The following is a 14,222-nucleotide window of genomic DNA, read 5'->3' on the forward strand; positions in this document are numbered from 1 at the left end:
CTCAGGATGACAGAGGGGGTAGGCTAACAACGCCTGTCGTTCTGGCGTGATAAGGTCCTTCGCAAGCTCAGGATGACAGACAATTTCTAACTCACAATTCCACAACCTCACCCTTCCCTACTCCACCCCAAACCGCCGCAAGTCGGCCTCTATCTGCTGGTCCCAGCGCTGCTGGGCGGCGGCGTTGGTGCCGTGGTGGGTTTCGGCGTCGTACCGTTCCTGAATGCGATTCATTTCCATGAAGGAGCGCAGGTACTGGCGCTGTAGGATGCTGTTGTAGTCCTCCACGGTGAGGCTGTCGGCGGTGGCGGAGCGGCGGAAGCGCTCGGCCACCAGCTTCACCAAGTCGAAGTGGCGCTGCTCGTGAGCCAGGTAGTAGGCGTTTTTGCCAGGGCCTACCCAGGAGGAGCTACGCACCACAAAGATTTGCAGCGTAATATCCAGCTCTAGCACGCCGTTGCGCAGGCGGGGTTTGCCCTGGTAGGAAAACCCTGGAAACACGGCCGCCGCATAGATGCCCGCCCGCGGTGGCCCTGTAAAATCCGACCAGCGCAGGGGCCGCGCCGGGTCGTAAAACAAGGTATCAGACTCGGTTTGGCGTTGGTCGTAGCGGAAGGAAGGCTGCACGCGGGTAGCCAGGCGAGCGTCCTGCTCGGCGGCTTGCAGCAACCACCTGTTGAGGTAGCGTAGCCCACCCGCTAGCACCTGCCTAAGGGCCGGCTCTACTACCGCCGCATCTGTAGCTAGGCGGCCGTAGCGGGCACCACTGCGGTACTCCGTGAGCAGCAACGGCGCGGCATCGGGCCGGAGCCAGTCGAAGGCTAACTGTACTTGTACCTCACCCTCCACGCGCCCACCTGGCACGGCCTTTTCCGTGATGCGTAGTGTGCGGATACGCACCCGAACCGGGCGCGTGCCCGGCTGGGTTGGTATGCTTTGGGCGGCAAACTGCTGCAAAGCCGCCTCAGCTCCGCCCTGCAAATCGGTTGGGCGCGGCGCGGCCGGGTTGGTACCTGGTGCAGGCAGGAGCCATGCTACGGCCCGGCGCTCGGGCCGCTCGTCGCGCACCTGCGCTACCCGGAAGGTAGGCGGCTGCAAGGCCAATGGTTCGGCGCGCAATGTCAGTGGCTTGTCGGGTAGGCTGCCTGCTGTCAGGGGCCACATCAGCAGCCACAACAGCCACCGGTAGCCTTGCCGGAAGAAGGCGGATAGACGGAAAAGTGTAGACACATCAGCCAGACACACTTAGGCATCGGGTTTGTTCCCTAATATATTAACAGCTCATTATCTGATACTTGCCTTGCAGGATGATGATTGACCCTGTTTGCAGTGTTGAGTTGCTCGACTCATACGTTGGGCAATGTAGCTGTTGCAAGGAGAAGCTTCCGTGTACCTATGTTGCATCATGTATACATTACACGAATGCTATGTGCAATGAACAACCTGATGAGGAAGCCAAATCAATGCTTCTTCTTGTAGCTTTATCATTTACAGCACTATACCGAGTGTAAATTTTAGATGGAGATGGGTTGTAACTCTACCTTCTCGTAGGTCGTGCTATCTCAATAGACGGCCTATTCACTGCATTGTCTACCGATCCTGGACGCATCTAAAAATATTTTGCAACATTTGTGCAAAAGAGGCGTTGTTTACGACACCCTCCGAACAAACAGCGCTTTCTTCTGCGCGTTTCGCTGCCTGCATGCTTGCTCTACGCTCTTTCATCGCCTATTTCCTCCTCATCTGCTTCGTGCGGGTGATGGTACCGGATACGTGGCTGTTGGCGTTGCATGCGCATGAGCACACGGTGCACGAGGCAACGCATAAAAAGGCCTCATCGATTTCGGCGCAGCACCAGCATTGCAGTGTCGACCAGTTTTACAACGTTCCGTTTCAGCTCTCGGCAACAAGCGTAGTTTTTGCCAGCGGCGTTACGCACGCACCTCATTGGATGATGCCGCGCCAGTCTGTGTGGAGCCAGGCCCTACCGACTATTCGTCATCTGCGCGGCCCTCCGGCAGCTTAATGGGCGTAGTACACTTCGCCCACTACGCCTGTTTTTGCTCGCCTTTTCTGCCTGCACTATAGGGCTTAAGCTACCGTAGTAGCTCTGCTCGGGTAGGCAGCCGCTTGCTGGTCTACTGACCAATTCGAGAAACTATTTCCTTGCGCAACGCTTCTGCGCAGCATAGCTACGTCGCTTAGTATGTAGCTAATCATCAGCTTCTTGTCTTTCGACATACACGGCTGACTGATCGAATAATCCCTCTCTTTCATGTTGTTTCGCTTTGTAGCGGTCTTGCTGATGGCAGGATTGTGCCTGGGCTTTGTGCATACTAGCACAGCTCAGAACGGGTGCAACCTGCCGCTGGCGGGCCGCATCACCGACCACGAGTCGCGGCAGGGGCTGGCGGGGGCTACCGTGATTGTGCAGCCCGGCCAGCAGGCCACCCAGACCGACGCCGACGGTAATTTTCATTTTCACGTGTGCCCCGGCACTTACCAGCTGGAGGTGCGCTTCATTGGCTACGCTACCGAACGGGCTGAGGTGCGGATGAACAGTGCGGCCGTGCGCAACTTCCAGCTCCACCCCGATGCCGTGACGCTGCGCGGCGCCACCGTGCGCGGCGAGCGGGTGCAGGCGCCCCTACCCCAAGCCAGCGGCTCGCTAACGGGCCAGGCCCTGCAACAGACGCGTGGCCAGGCTCTGGGCGAAGCCCTCGAGAAGCTCCCCGGCGTGGCTGCCATTCAGACTGGTCCCAGCATTTTCAAGCCTATGATTCATGGGCTGCACTCCAACCGCGTGGCGATTATGAACAACGGCGTACGGCAAGAAGGGCAGCAGTGGGGGCAGGAACACGGCCCAGAAATCGACCCGTTCATTGCCTCTGACCTGACGGTAGTGAAGGGCGCCGCCAGCGTCCGCTACGGCACCGATGCTGTGGGGGGTGTGGTGCTGGTCCAGCCCAAAGCCTTGCGCGATTCGGCCGGCATTGGGGCTGATGTGAACCTGGTGGGCATGTCGAACAACGGAATGGGCGCCGTTTCGGCGGCGGTTGATGGTAACCTGCGCCGCCTACCCTCCTTGAGCTGGCGCCTACAAGGCACCCTGAAGCAAGCCGGCAACACCCGCACGCCCGACTATCGCCTCGACAACACTGGTTTCCGAGAGCACAACTTCTCGGCGGCCGTGGGCTGGCGGAAGGACACGTATGGCCTCGAAGCGTTTTACAGTCAGTTCAACTCCCGCCTGGGTATTCTAAGCAGCGCCATTGTGGGCAACCGCGCCGATCTGGAAGCCGCCATTGCCCGCGGCCGCCCCGCCATAGACCCCGATTTCACCTACCAGATCAACCGGCCTTACCAGCAGCTTCAGCACGATCTGGCCAAGCTAACCGGCTTCGTGAAAACCGGCAACGGCGGGCGGCTGACGGCCACGGTGGCCAACCAGCGCGACTACCGCGACGAATACGATGTCATTCGATCTTCGAGTGATGCAGGCCGCCGCAACCTGCCTCAGCTCAGCTACCAGAACTACACCACCACCGCCGATGTGGTGTGGGAGCACCCTACCCTGGGCAACTTTCGGGGTAGCGTGGGCCTGAGCGGTACTTACCAGTTCAACCGCTATGCGGGCGGCACGCGGCAGTTTATCCCGTTCTACACCAACCGTACGGCGGGCGCCTTCGTGATTGAGCGCTGGCAGCACGAGCGCCTGCTGCTGGAAGCCGGCCTGCGCCTCGACCACCGCGACCTGCGCACCCGCCGCCTCACCCGTGGCTTCGCCACTGACTCCAGTTCCTACTATGGCGTAGAGCGCAACCGCTTCCAGTTCTGGACGCCTTCGGCCTCCGTAGGGGCCGTGTATGATGCCAACGTGCATCTCACGCTGCGCGCCGACGTGGCTTTGGTGCAGCGTGCCCCAGCTGCCAACGAACGGTATTCGCAGGGCGTGCACGGCGGCATTTATGAGGAGGGGTACGACATTTCACGGCCGGCCGGTACGCCGCCTCTTCAACCCGAAACGTCGTATAACCTGGGTGTAACGGCTACCCTGCATGACAATCCGCGCCTGAACGGGGAGCTGACGGTGTATCAGAACATCATCGACGGCTACATCTATCAGGTGATAGGCGAGCCGATTACGACCATTCAGGGCTCTTTCCTACCGTGGCGCTTTCAGCAAACCGATGCCGTCTTTCGCGGTGTAGACGCTACCCTCGACTACAAACTGGCCTCCAACTGGCTGCTCAACGGCAAGGCGGCCGTGATTCGGGCCCGCAACCGCACCCTCAACGACTACCTCATCTACGTGCCGGCCGACCGGTTTGAACTGTCGTTGCGGCGCGACTGGACCGGCCAGAAGGCCGCCCGGGCCAGCCAGTTCTTTGCCCTGGTGCGAGGTACGGCCGTGCGCCGGCAAACGCGCGTACCCGACGCCGAGTACGACCCGCAACCTGCCCCCGACGGCTACGGCTTGCTGGGCGCCGAGGTAGGCGCTACCCTGCGCCTGGGCAGCACGCCTGTGGAGGTGAGCCTAGCCGGCTCCAACCTGCTCAACGAGCGGTACCGCGACTACTTGAACCGTTTCCGCTACTTCGCCGACGACATGGGCCGCAACGTGACGCTGCGCGTGCACCTCCCCTTGAATTTCAGTCCTAACTAAGTATTTCATTCACTTTTTCCATTTCCATTTTTTCACATGAAGACTTCACTTTTCCGTCCCTTTGCTGCCGCGCTTCTGCTGGCTACCCCCATGTTCTTTGCCTCGTGCAGCGACGACAGCGACCCAGAACCTGAAGATGACAACGAGTTCATTACCACCATTCGCTACAAACTCACGCCCACCAGTGGCACGGGTCAAGCCGTAACAGCTGAGTGGAAAGACCTAGATGGTGCCGGCGGTGCAGCCCCTACCATCACTGGCCTCGCGCTGGCGCCAAATACTTCCTACACAGGTACTATCTCTTTCCTTGATGAGACGAAAACTCCTGCTGACGACATCACTGAGGAAGTGCGGGAAGAGAACTACGAGCACTTGGTGATATACACGCCAAATCCAGCAACTGGTCTCATGAACATTACGCGCACTGATAAAGACAAAAACAATCTGGAAGTGGGATTGACGACCAATGTGCAAACCGGAACGACAAATAGCGGTAATCTGACTATTCAGCTACGTCACCAGCCTGGCACTAAAAACGGTACCGCGGCCCCTGGCTCCGACGATGCCAACGTAACCTTCCCCGTTACACTGCGCTAACACTCTGTTGATCAATATTCTGTTCACAACATACATCTCTAATGCAAAAGTGCCGGCTAGTAGCCGGCGCTTTTGTTTTTTCACTTGATTACCAACCTTACCTATTCCCAAATGCTGTTTGCCTCGGTCAGAATAATCGGCTTGTCATCCGTAATCACAATGGTGTGTTCGTGCTGAGCCACGAAGCTGCCGTCTTTGGTTACCAGCGTCCACCCATCACTGGTTTGGTGCGCTATGGAGGCACGGGTAGAAATAAACGTTTCCACGGCCACCACCGAATTCTTCTTGAAGCGCTTCAGGTTGTACCGGTCGTAGTAGCAGGGTATTTCCTTGGGCTCCTCGTGCAGGCTGCGCCCAACACCGTGTCCCACTAGGTTTTTGATAACCCGAAAGCCTGCTTTGCGCGCTTCACCTTCTATCAGCCCGCCGATATCGGCAATGCGTACGCCGCCGCGGATGCGGCTGAGGGCCGTGCGCAAAATCTGCCGGGAAGTATCTACCAAGGGCTGGTGCTGGTGAATATCGGTACCTAGCACGAAGGAGCCGCCATTGTCGGCCCAGTAGCCCCCTAGCTCCGCCGATACGTCGACGTTTACCAAATCGCCTTCCTGTAGCACTTTGCGAACCGACGGAATGCCGTGCGCTACCTCGTTGTTCACGCTGATGCACGTCCAGCCCGGAAACCCATACGCAAGCCGTGGGGCCGACTTCGCGCCTAATGACGTCAGCAAACGGCCACCGTACTCGTCCAGCTCTTTGGTCGTCATGCCCGGCTGGGCGTAGGCGCGCATTTGCTTGAGGGTAATGCCAACGGCTTCGCTGATGCGCTGTAGGCCAACTAAGTCTGCTTGGGAGGTGATGGACATAGAATAAAGGGGGTTGACTTTCTGATATGGGCCGGCGTTGCCTGGTTAACACCGGGAAAGCGGCGGCGGTTTAGGCTAAAAGCCAGTTATATATCCAACCGCCTACGGGCTTGCATTCTACCCGCAACAGGCAAACCCTGAACAAATCAAAAGCCCGGTAACAGACTGGTTTAAAGTCTACTACCGGGCTTTTGCTTGGCGCTCCCTCCTGGGCTCGAACCAGGGACCCTCTGATTAACAGTCAGATGCTCTAACCGGCTGAGCTAAGGAAGCGGTTATGGCGACGTTTATCTGTCGTTGCGGGTGCAATATTAGGGCAGATTCCCGCTTTTTGCAAATCCTGAGGCAAAAAAACTTAGATAAATTTTCTAGTTATTGATGCTCAGTAAATTACCTGACACGTTGGTAGTATAGCGCCGTAGCGGCCGCGTGGCCGGGCCGGCCAGCACCTGTCCTTGCAGGTCGAAACGGGAGCCGCAGCACGAATCGACCAGAAACAGACGCGACGAAGGATCAATGCTGACGCGGGCGCAGGCGTTTTGGGGTTGGTAGGGGCAAGTGCGCTCAAAGGCGGTGTACGTGCCGCCGGGCTGTCGCACCACAATCAACCCGCGCAGTCCGCCGGCGTGCGTCACAGCCCCGTTGTCGAAGAGCAGGTTGGCATTTTCCTGGTTTCTCAGGTTCAGCAACTCGTTCACGATGGCGTAGGGAATCTGCGGGCTGGGGTCGTTGCTACTATTGGAGCCGCAGCCCAGCAGCACTTGGCTCAGAAAAAGAACGAGGGCCAGCAACGCCCGGCTGGTAGTGGTAGACAGCATACAAGGGTAGCAAATAGGAGATGATAACGCCCAAAACGAAAGAACGCCCCGGTTAAGTCCCCAAGACGTTCTTTTTATTATTTCAACCGACTCTGTGCCGATGCCTACGCACCCTCAAATTGCCGCAGGAACCGCATGTCGTTTTCCGTGAACAGGCGCAGGTCTTTGATCTGATATTTGAGCATCGTAATGCGCTCGATGCCCATGCCCCAGGCGTAGCCGGAGTAGCGCTCGGGGTCGATACCGGACTGCTGGAGCACAGCGGGGTCTACCATGCCGCAGCCGCCGATTTCCACCCAGCCGCTACCCTTGCAGATGTTGCAGCCCTTGCCCTTGCATATCAGGCAGGTGATGTCGATTTCGGCGGAGGGCTCGGTGAAGGGGAAGAACGAAGGCCGGAAGCGGATCTGAATATCCTCCCCGAACATCTCCTGCACGAAGTAATACACGGTCTGCTTGAGGTCGGCAAAGCTTACGCCTTCGTCAATGAAAATGCCCTCTACCTGATGAAACATCATGTGCGCCCGTGCCGAAATGGCCTCGTTGCGGTACACGCGGCCGGGCATGATGCTACGGATGGGCGGCTGCTGGCTTTCCATCACGCGCACCTGCACCGTGCTGGTGTGCGTGCGCAGGAGGTGAGACGGTGAAGTGGCAGACGAGCTTTCATCATTCGCCATCTCACCATTTTCTAAATGCGCAGGCGGAGCGGTAGGGGCGATAAAAAACGTGTCCTGCATGTCCCGCGCCGGGTGGTTTTCGGGGAAGTTAAGGGCCGTGAAGTTGTGCCAATCGTCCTCAATTTCGGGTCCCTCGGCCACATTGAAACCGATGCGGGAGAAGATGCGCACCATTTCCTCGCGCACCAAGCTCAGGGGGTGGCGCGTGCCCAGGGCCTGGGGCACGGGGGGTAGGGTGTAGTCGAAGGTAGGGTCGGCGGGGGCGTTGTTTTGGGCCGCCTCCAGCTGCTCGCGCCGCTCATCGAACTTCTGCTGAGCGAATTGCTTGAGCTGGTTCAACTCCTGGCCCACCGCACGGCGCTGCTCCTGGGGCACGGTTTTGAGCTGATCAAACAGATCGGCCAGCTGGCCTTTGCGGCCGGTGAAAGCAATGCGAAACTGCTCCAGCTGCTCGGGGCTGGTGATGTCGTACGCATCCATGTCGGCGCGCAGCCGCGTGATATTCTCCTGCATCATACCGCAAAGGTACAGGGGAAATGGTGAGATGGTGAAATGGTGAGGTTGTGAAGTGGTGAATCAGAAAACGCGTGTCATCCTGAGCGCAGCGAAGGACCTTCTCACGCGTGCACGACACTCCGGAACAACGGCTCATTCAACAGGCATAAGGTCCTTCGCTGCACTCAGGATGACACGCGTTTTCTGATTCACCACTTCACAACCTCACCATTTCACCTTTTTTGGTACGGTTGCTGCAAGTAGGAGAATACCCACTTTGGTTTGGATAGATTCGGGAGACGTCTTGGAGTTGCTAGCCGTAGGGGGTGTATTGGGTTCCGTTTCTCACTTCATCTTTCCACTCCTATGAAACGCTTCATATTTGCTGCTGCCTCTCTTTTATTAGTAGGTAGTGCCACCGCCCAAGCCCAAACAACGACCACCGACTCAAATCCGTGGTTCGACTCGGCGCCCGCTGCTACTTCCGACTCCTACCCTACCGGCTGGAAGGTAGCACCGGCGGCCAACCCCACGGTTAGCGCCCGCCCCAGCACCGACTACAACGGTCGCCCATTAAAGGCCCGGCCCCGCAAAGCGGCTCGTGCAGAGGTAGTAGATGCTCCCGTGTACGAAACCGGCTGGTCTAGCGCGCCGGGCATGGCCCTTAGCCTACACCAGCGCCCCACCACCGACTACTGGGGCCGTCCGCTGAAACCAGCGGTACGCAAGGCCCCTACCTCGCTCTCGGCCGAGCCAGAGCTACTGCCGCAAGGGGCGCCGGTGGCGACTATCTATCGGTAGCAGCAGTAAGAAGCACGCAAAAACAAGCGTCAAATACGGGCCAGCCTGGACAAAAAAGGCTGGCCCGTTCGTATTTTCCGACCAAAAAGGTAGCCCACGTCGTATGTGTAGATTTTAGGACTTTTTTGATTATTTCACCCGCTCTCCGTTATGAAAAACGCTCTCCTCTGTATCTGCCTTGCGTGGGCTATTAGCAGTCTGCCAGCAGTAGCGCAGCAAGCCAAGACCAAAGTCAAAACCAAGCAGCCTACGGCCAACGGCTACCACCGGACGAGTAACACCAAAGCCAAGGCCCGCTCCGGCGCCTACTCGCGCTACGACCGCTCGAATCGGCGCGACGAAGAAAACCTGAAGCTGGCGCCCGGGTTGCGCCTCAACATGCCTAGTCCGCCCACGACCGACTACATGGGCCGGCCGCTGAAGAAGAAGCCTGCCAACGTTGCAGCAGCGGGTGCTACTAGCCTTTCAACTGAAAAAACAACGCCGCCACCTACTCCTACCCGCAAGCGGAAGTAACCAGCGGCAGCTCGTAATCTTATAGGTTGGAGTAGCGTATATAAAAAACACACTTGCAAACGACCCTTTCCCATGCGTAAGAATATATATGTACTAGCCGTCTTATTATTGGTCAGCGTGAGTGCCCACACGGCTGCGGCCCAAACCGTGCGCCCCGCTAAAAGCCGCGCCGCCGCCCGCGACACCACCGTGGAGGGCATCTATGTGGCCCCAAACATGACGGGCGCCCCCAAGCAGCAAGTCACCACCGACTACAGCAACAACCCCATCAGCCCGGCCGTGGAGGAAAAAGGCAACTCCCTCTCCCCCAACCCCGATCCGGTGAAATCGAAGAAACTCAAAACCCGCCGCCCGCCTAAGCGCGATTAGGTAGGGGTTCCTTAGCCCGAAGCAAGCGCTTCGCATGAGGCAGAAACGCAACACGTTGCGCTTCGCCACTCGCTTCACTTACCTCCATTGTGGTTAATTAGGAGAGTTGTTTTCATCCAAAAAGAAAGCACCAGCCAACGGCTGGTGCCTTCCCTAGTTCTCCAAAACCAAACCAGGAGAATTGGTGCAGCCGTGGCAAAACGGCTGCTATACTTATTGAGAAGCATTCGGATGCTTCAGCTAAAATTCTAGAGGCGAGCTAACGACGCCGTGGGGGCGGTATTGCTAGCGTTTTCTGCTTTCTTGACAGCTTGGAGTAGACCTCAGATACTATAATCTTCTTCTGTTTCGGGTGCATGTTGGCTCTGCTAACGCAATCCGTTCGTTAGGCACAGTGCAGGTTGCTTGATCAGGTATTCCACACATTGCATGATTATCAGTGCAAAAGTACTTTTCTGCAACTTTGATTCGCTTTATCGGGTTTGTATACTGATTTTACAGTAACAAAGATCATAATAAAAGCAACATAGTTGCAAATAATAATTAAAAACACGAAATAGAGCAGCTCTGCGTGCACTGTAAAATTCTCTCCGCTGCTTCCTTGTTACCTTTGCGGGTATCCTGCCCTACCTAAGTTGTTATGGAAAAGCCTCACAACCATATTGCCGAAACGCTCAGCCGTCATGGCCTGCGTCAGACGCCTACCCGCTTACGCGTGCTACAGGTGCTGGGCACGTCGCCCTACGCCTTGTCGGGCCACGAGATAGAACAGCAGTTGGGCCAGGAAACCGACCGTATTACGCTGTACCGCACATTGCGCTCTTTCGAGGAGAAAGGCCTGATACACCGCGTTATCGATGCCTCCGATATCATTCGCTATGCATCCTGCTCTATTGAATGCACCGAAGAGGCGCACTTCGATAACCATGTGCATTTCAAATGCACTGAATGCGCCCACATTTACTGCCTCAACCAAGTAGCCATTCCGGCCGTGACGCTGCCAGCCAGCTTCCGCGCCGTAAGCCGCGACTACCTGCTAGCTGGCGTATGCAATCGCTGCCAATAAGTAGCGCGCTTTTCATAAACAAGAACGTCATGCTGAGCTTGCCGAAGCATCTCGCGTGCTGATAAAAGATAGTAACATTCATCAGCACGCGAGATGCTTCGGCAAGCTCAGCATGACGTTCTTGTTTAACCACTTACGCTTTATTCCATCTCTTCCACAGCGGCTAGGGTAGCGGCGGCCATTTTGGGTTGAGCGCGGTAGTAGAGGGTGCTGCAATTGGTAGGCCGGAGCACTTCTTGCGCCGCTTCCAGCACGGCTTCGGGTGTTACGGCCTGCACTTTTTCGCTTTCCTGATTCACCAGGTTAGCGTCGCCGATGAGCTTGCTGTAGGCCAGGTTCATGGCACGGTTCAGCAGCTCGATTTCTCCGAATACAATGCTGGCTTCGGCCTGATTCTTTACTTTTTCCAACTCTTCGGCGGGCACTGGCTCGGTACGCAACTCGGCAATAATGGCCTCTACCGCTGCGTCGGCGTCTTCTAGAGTTACGCCGGCGTTCAGCTTGCCGCTTACCACCAGCAGCCCCGGCTCCAACGACCCCGATACGGACGCCGAAATGGAGTTGAATAGCTGCTGCTCCTTCACCAGACGCTGATACAAGCGCGAGGATTTGCCGCGGCCCAGCACGTCGCCCAGTAGATCGACGGGGTAGTAGGCGTCGTCGGCGCGGCTGGGCATGTGGTACACTTTGTAGAGCGCCGACAGCGGCACGTCGGACGTCAGTTCCAGGAAGCGGGCTTCGGTCTGGCGGGGCTCCTGAGGTAGCTGGCGCTCGTAGCGCGTGCCGCCCGAAATCGGGCCGAACCACTTCTCAGCCAGGCGTTTCACTTCGGCTTCTGTAACGGCGCCGGCTACTACCAGCACGGCGTTTTGGGGGGCGTAGTGCTTGGCAAAGAAGTCGCGCACCTGCTGCATGTTGGCTTCTTCGATGTGGCTGATTTCCTTGCCAATGGTAGCCCAGCGGTAGGGGTGCTGCTGGTAGGCCAGGGGGCGCAGGTTCAGCCACAGGTCGCCGTAGGGCTGGTTGAGGTAGTTCTGCTTGAACTCCTCCACTACTACCTTGCGCTGCACCTCTAAGCCATTCTCCGAAAACGCCAGGTTCAGCATCCGGTCCGACTCCAGCCAGAAGCCGGTTTCGATGTTGGTTGCGGGCACTGTGAGGTAGTAGTTGGTGATGTCGGGGGATGTGAAGGCGTTGTTCTCGCCGCCTACCAGCTGCAAGGGTTCGTCGTAGCTCGGGATGTTCACCGACCCCGAAAACATCAAGTGCTCAAACAAGTGCGCAAAGCCGGTGTGGTCGGGGTCCTCATCGCGCGAGCCCACGTTGTAGAGCACGTTCAGCACAGCCAGGGGCGTGGTGTGGTCTTCGTGCACAATGCAGCGCAGGCCGTTATCAAGCTTAAATTCGGTGAAATTGATCATATCAAGAAGAAGCAGTTCTTTTTTGGAAGTTACAACTTACGAAATCGGCGGTAGGTTCGGTAGCCGGAGGCGGAAGTTAGGTGCTCTACCCTTCGGGGGCCAAGCCTTGAGTAGTATTGCTGCCGACGGCAAGAAAACCAATGGCACTATCCTTTTGCTGCTGGGTTCTGTTTATTGCATAATCGCTCCCAACGCCACCAGCCTACTTTTGCTATGTACGCTCCTATTATCTCCTACCCTTCCATTCCGAGCTACCCGCTGGAGGTACCCGACGCCACGGGCGGTTCCTCCTTTCAGCTTCGTAAAATGGAGCGCATTGCGGTGCATGGCAAGAACGATTTGCTGATTCCGCACCGGAAGGACTACTATTTTATGGTGTTGCTTTGGGAAGGAAGCGGGCGGCATTGGGTTGATACCACCGCCTACACCCTCAAGCCCGACACGCTCTACTTTACCGTGCCGCACCAAGTACACCTGAAGGAAGTGCTACAGCCGGTTTCAGGGTTCAATCTCAACTTTACGGAAGAGTTTTTGGCCTTGGACAGTAGTGGCGTGCTGCGCCAGCTGCCCATTATTCAGAACCCACAAAACGGACACGAACTGCACCTGGCGCCATCGGATGTGGCATTTGTGCAAGACATTTTGGAGAAGGCCTACGTCGAGTACAGCGCGGCTCAGCCCTGGCACCGGACCGTGTTGCTGGCCTATCTGCATGTGCTGTTGGTGTACCTCAGCCGGCTGTACACGGAGCAATATTGCACTTCGGAAAAGGCCGACGAAGCTGCGCTGCTGAGTAAGTTTCGGACCAAAATTGACGCCTCCTACTCCCGCCACCACGACGTGGCTACCTACGCCGACATGCTGCACCTCTCGGCCGGCCACCTCAGCGAGGTTGTGAAAGCGCAGAGTGGCAAGTCAGCTATTGCGCACATCCACGAGCGGCTGGTGGTGGAGGCCAAGCGCCTCCTGTTTCATACCGAATACACCAGCAAGGAAATTGCGTTTCAACTGGGCTTTGAGGATGCTTCCTACTTCAATCGTTTCTTCAAACGCCTCACCCAGCAAACGCCTTTACACTACCGCCTAGCTACCCGCGAAATGTACCAGTGAAACCGGAATATGGGTTACGGCTTGCCCGCAGCACGATGGTAGGTTTGCATCGTACTTCATTCAACACGACGACGCAACATGAAAACTGTACTTATCACCGGCGCCAATCGCAGCATTGGGCTGGAAACCGCCCGTCAACTGGCCGCGCAAGGCTATTTTATTTACCTGGGAAGCCGCAGCTTGGAAAATGGCAATGAAGCAGTAGCGCAGCTGAAAGCCGAGGGCCTGACCAACGTGGAGCCCATTCAGATTGATGTAGCGGATCTGACCTCCATCCAGGCAGCCCGCGCAGAGCTTGGGCAGAAACTTGATTCGCTGGACGTGCTGATCAACAACGCGGGCATCAACGGTGCCATGCCGCAAGCCGCCGCCACTGCCGATACGCAGATCATCCGGGACGTATTTGATACCAACTTCTTCGGCGTCATCAACGTCACGCAAACCTTCCTGGACCTACTACGCCAGTCCGAGGCACCGCGCATTGTCAACGTCACCTCGGGCCTAGGCTCCCTAACCATGCACAGCGACCCGTCGTGGAAATATTACGCGGTGAAATTAGGCGCCTATGGACCCTCGAAGACGGCCTTAAACGCCTACACGGTGGTGCTAGCGTATGAGTTGCGCGATACGCCGTTCAAAGTCAACGCCGTAGACCCCGGCTATACCGCTACCGACTTCAACCAGCACAGCGGCCCCGGCACAGTAGAAGACGCCGCCAAAATCATTGCAAAGTACGCCACCATAGGCGCCGACGGCCCTACCGGCAAGTTCTTCAGCAACGACGCGGATGGCGATGGCGACGAAATGCCTTGGTAAA

At 57.2% G+C, this 14,222-nt stretch carries 14 protein-coding genes and 1 tRNA gene; 9 read left to right on the forward strand and 6 right to left on the reverse strand.

The annotated features are described in order from the left end of the window. Positions 1–117: 117 nt before the first annotated feature. Positions 118–1,230: a hypothetical protein gene (locus tag J4D97_RS06200; protein ID WP_208306818.1), complete on the reverse strand. Its 1,113-nt coding sequence runs from the start codon at positions 1,228–1,230 to the stop codon at positions 118–120. 472 nt (positions 1,231–1,702) lie between these two features. Here J4D97_RS06200 and J4D97_RS06205 point away from each other — a divergent pair, with 472 nt between their 5' ends. The 3 genes from J4D97_RS06205 to J4D97_RS06215 all read left to right on the forward strand — a co-directional run bounded on the left by J4D97_RS06205 (position 1,703) and on the right by J4D97_RS06215 (position 5,263). Beyond that, positions 1,703–2,026 carry a hypothetical protein gene (locus J4D97_RS06205; RefSeq protein WP_208306819.1) on the forward strand — a complete coding sequence of 108 codons (324 nt, stop codon included), beginning with the start codon at positions 1,703–1,705 and terminating at the stop codon, positions 2,024–2,026. A gap of 249 nt (positions 2,027–2,275) precedes the next feature. Further along, positions 2,276–4,666 (forward strand): TonB-dependent receptor, encoded by a 2,391-nt coding sequence (locus J4D97_RS06210; protein WP_208306820.1) that lies wholly within the window; start codon positions 2,276–2,278, stop codon positions 4,664–4,666. A gap of 36 nt (positions 4,667–4,702) precedes the next feature. Beyond that, entirely contained in the window at positions 4,703–5,263 is a 561-nt protein-coding gene (locus tag J4D97_RS06215) for a hypothetical protein (RefSeq protein WP_208306821.1), read from the forward strand. 101 nt (positions 5,264–5,364) lie between these two features. Here the strand turns inward: J4D97_RS06215 and map are convergent, their stop codons facing one another. The 4 genes from map to pheS form a co-directional block, all read right to left on the reverse strand. After that, the gene (map, locus tag J4D97_RS06220; protein WP_208306822.1) at positions 5,365–6,129 is read right to left on the reverse strand and encodes a type I methionyl aminopeptidase; all 765 of its coding nucleotides are present in this window, start codon (positions 6,127–6,129) and stop codon (positions 5,365–5,367) included. Between the two features lie 196 nt (positions 6,130–6,325). Further along, a tRNA-Asn gene (locus J4D97_RS06225) sits at positions 6,326–6,402 on the reverse strand. Positions 6,403–6,497: 95 nt separating this feature from the next. Further along, positions 6,498–6,947, reverse strand: coding sequence for a ubiquinol-cytochrome c reductase iron-sulfur subunit (locus J4D97_RS06230; RefSeq protein ID WP_185281773.1), 450 nt, complete (start codon positions 6,945–6,947; stop codon positions 6,498–6,500). A 104-nt stretch (positions 6,948–7,051) separates the two neighbouring features. Then, complete coding sequence (pheS, locus tag J4D97_RS06235; protein ID WP_208306949.1) at positions 7,052–8,140, reverse strand: phenylalanine--tRNA ligase subunit alpha; 1,089 nt, start codon at positions 8,138–8,140, stop codon at positions 7,052–7,054. A gap of 348 nt (positions 8,141–8,488) precedes the next feature. Here pheS and J4D97_RS06240 point away from each other — a divergent pair, with 348 nt between their 5' ends. The 4 genes from J4D97_RS06240 to J4D97_RS06255 all read left to right on the forward strand — a co-directional run bounded on the left by J4D97_RS06240 (position 8,489) and on the right by J4D97_RS06255 (position 10,874). Next, positions 8,489–8,923 carry a hypothetical protein gene (locus J4D97_RS06240; RefSeq protein WP_208306823.1) on the forward strand — a complete coding sequence of 145 codons (435 nt, stop codon included), beginning with the start codon at positions 8,489–8,491 and terminating at the stop codon, positions 8,921–8,923. 150 nt (positions 8,924–9,073) lie between these two features. Next, the gene (locus J4D97_RS06245; RefSeq protein ID WP_208306824.1) at positions 9,074–9,439 is read left to right on the forward strand and encodes a hypothetical protein; all 366 of its coding nucleotides are present in this window, start codon (positions 9,074–9,076) and stop codon (positions 9,437–9,439) included. 72 nt (positions 9,440–9,511) lie between these two features. Beyond that, the gene (locus J4D97_RS06250) at positions 9,512–9,808 is read left to right on the forward strand and encodes a hypothetical protein (protein WP_208306825.1); all 297 of its coding nucleotides are present in this window, start codon (positions 9,512–9,514) and stop codon (positions 9,806–9,808) included. A 640-nt stretch (positions 9,809–10,448) separates the two neighbouring features. Beyond that, a complete protein-coding gene (locus J4D97_RS06255) occupies positions 10,449–10,874 on the forward strand; it encodes a Fur family transcriptional regulator (RefSeq protein WP_185281777.1) in 426 nt (141 codons plus the stop codon). Between the two features lie 140 nt (positions 10,875–11,014). Here the strand turns inward: J4D97_RS06255 and J4D97_RS06260 are convergent, their stop codons facing one another. Then, positions 11,015–12,295, reverse strand: a complete 1,281-nt coding sequence (locus J4D97_RS06260; RefSeq protein WP_208306826.1) for a M16 family metallopeptidase — start codon at positions 12,293–12,295, stop codon at positions 11,015–11,017. A 213-nt stretch (positions 12,296–12,508) separates the two neighbouring features. Between J4D97_RS06260 and J4D97_RS06265 the strand changes: the two genes are divergently transcribed. After that, on the forward strand, positions 12,509–13,405 hold the full coding sequence (locus J4D97_RS06265; RefSeq protein WP_208306827.1) for an AraC family transcriptional regulator: 897 nt from the start codon (positions 12,509–12,511) through the stop codon (positions 13,403–13,405). 78 nt (positions 13,406–13,483) lie between these two features. Continuing rightward, positions 13,484–14,221, forward strand: coding sequence for an SDR family oxidoreductase (locus tag J4D97_RS06270; protein WP_208306828.1), 738 nt, complete (start codon positions 13,484–13,486; stop codon positions 14,219–14,221). The last annotated feature ends 1 nt before the right edge of the window (position 14,222 follow it).

The organism is Hymenobacter defluvii (genome assembly GCF_017589435.1).
GTDB classification, from domain to species: domain Bacteria; phylum Bacteroidota; class Bacteroidia; order Cytophagales; family Hymenobacteraceae; genus Hymenobacter; species Hymenobacter profundi.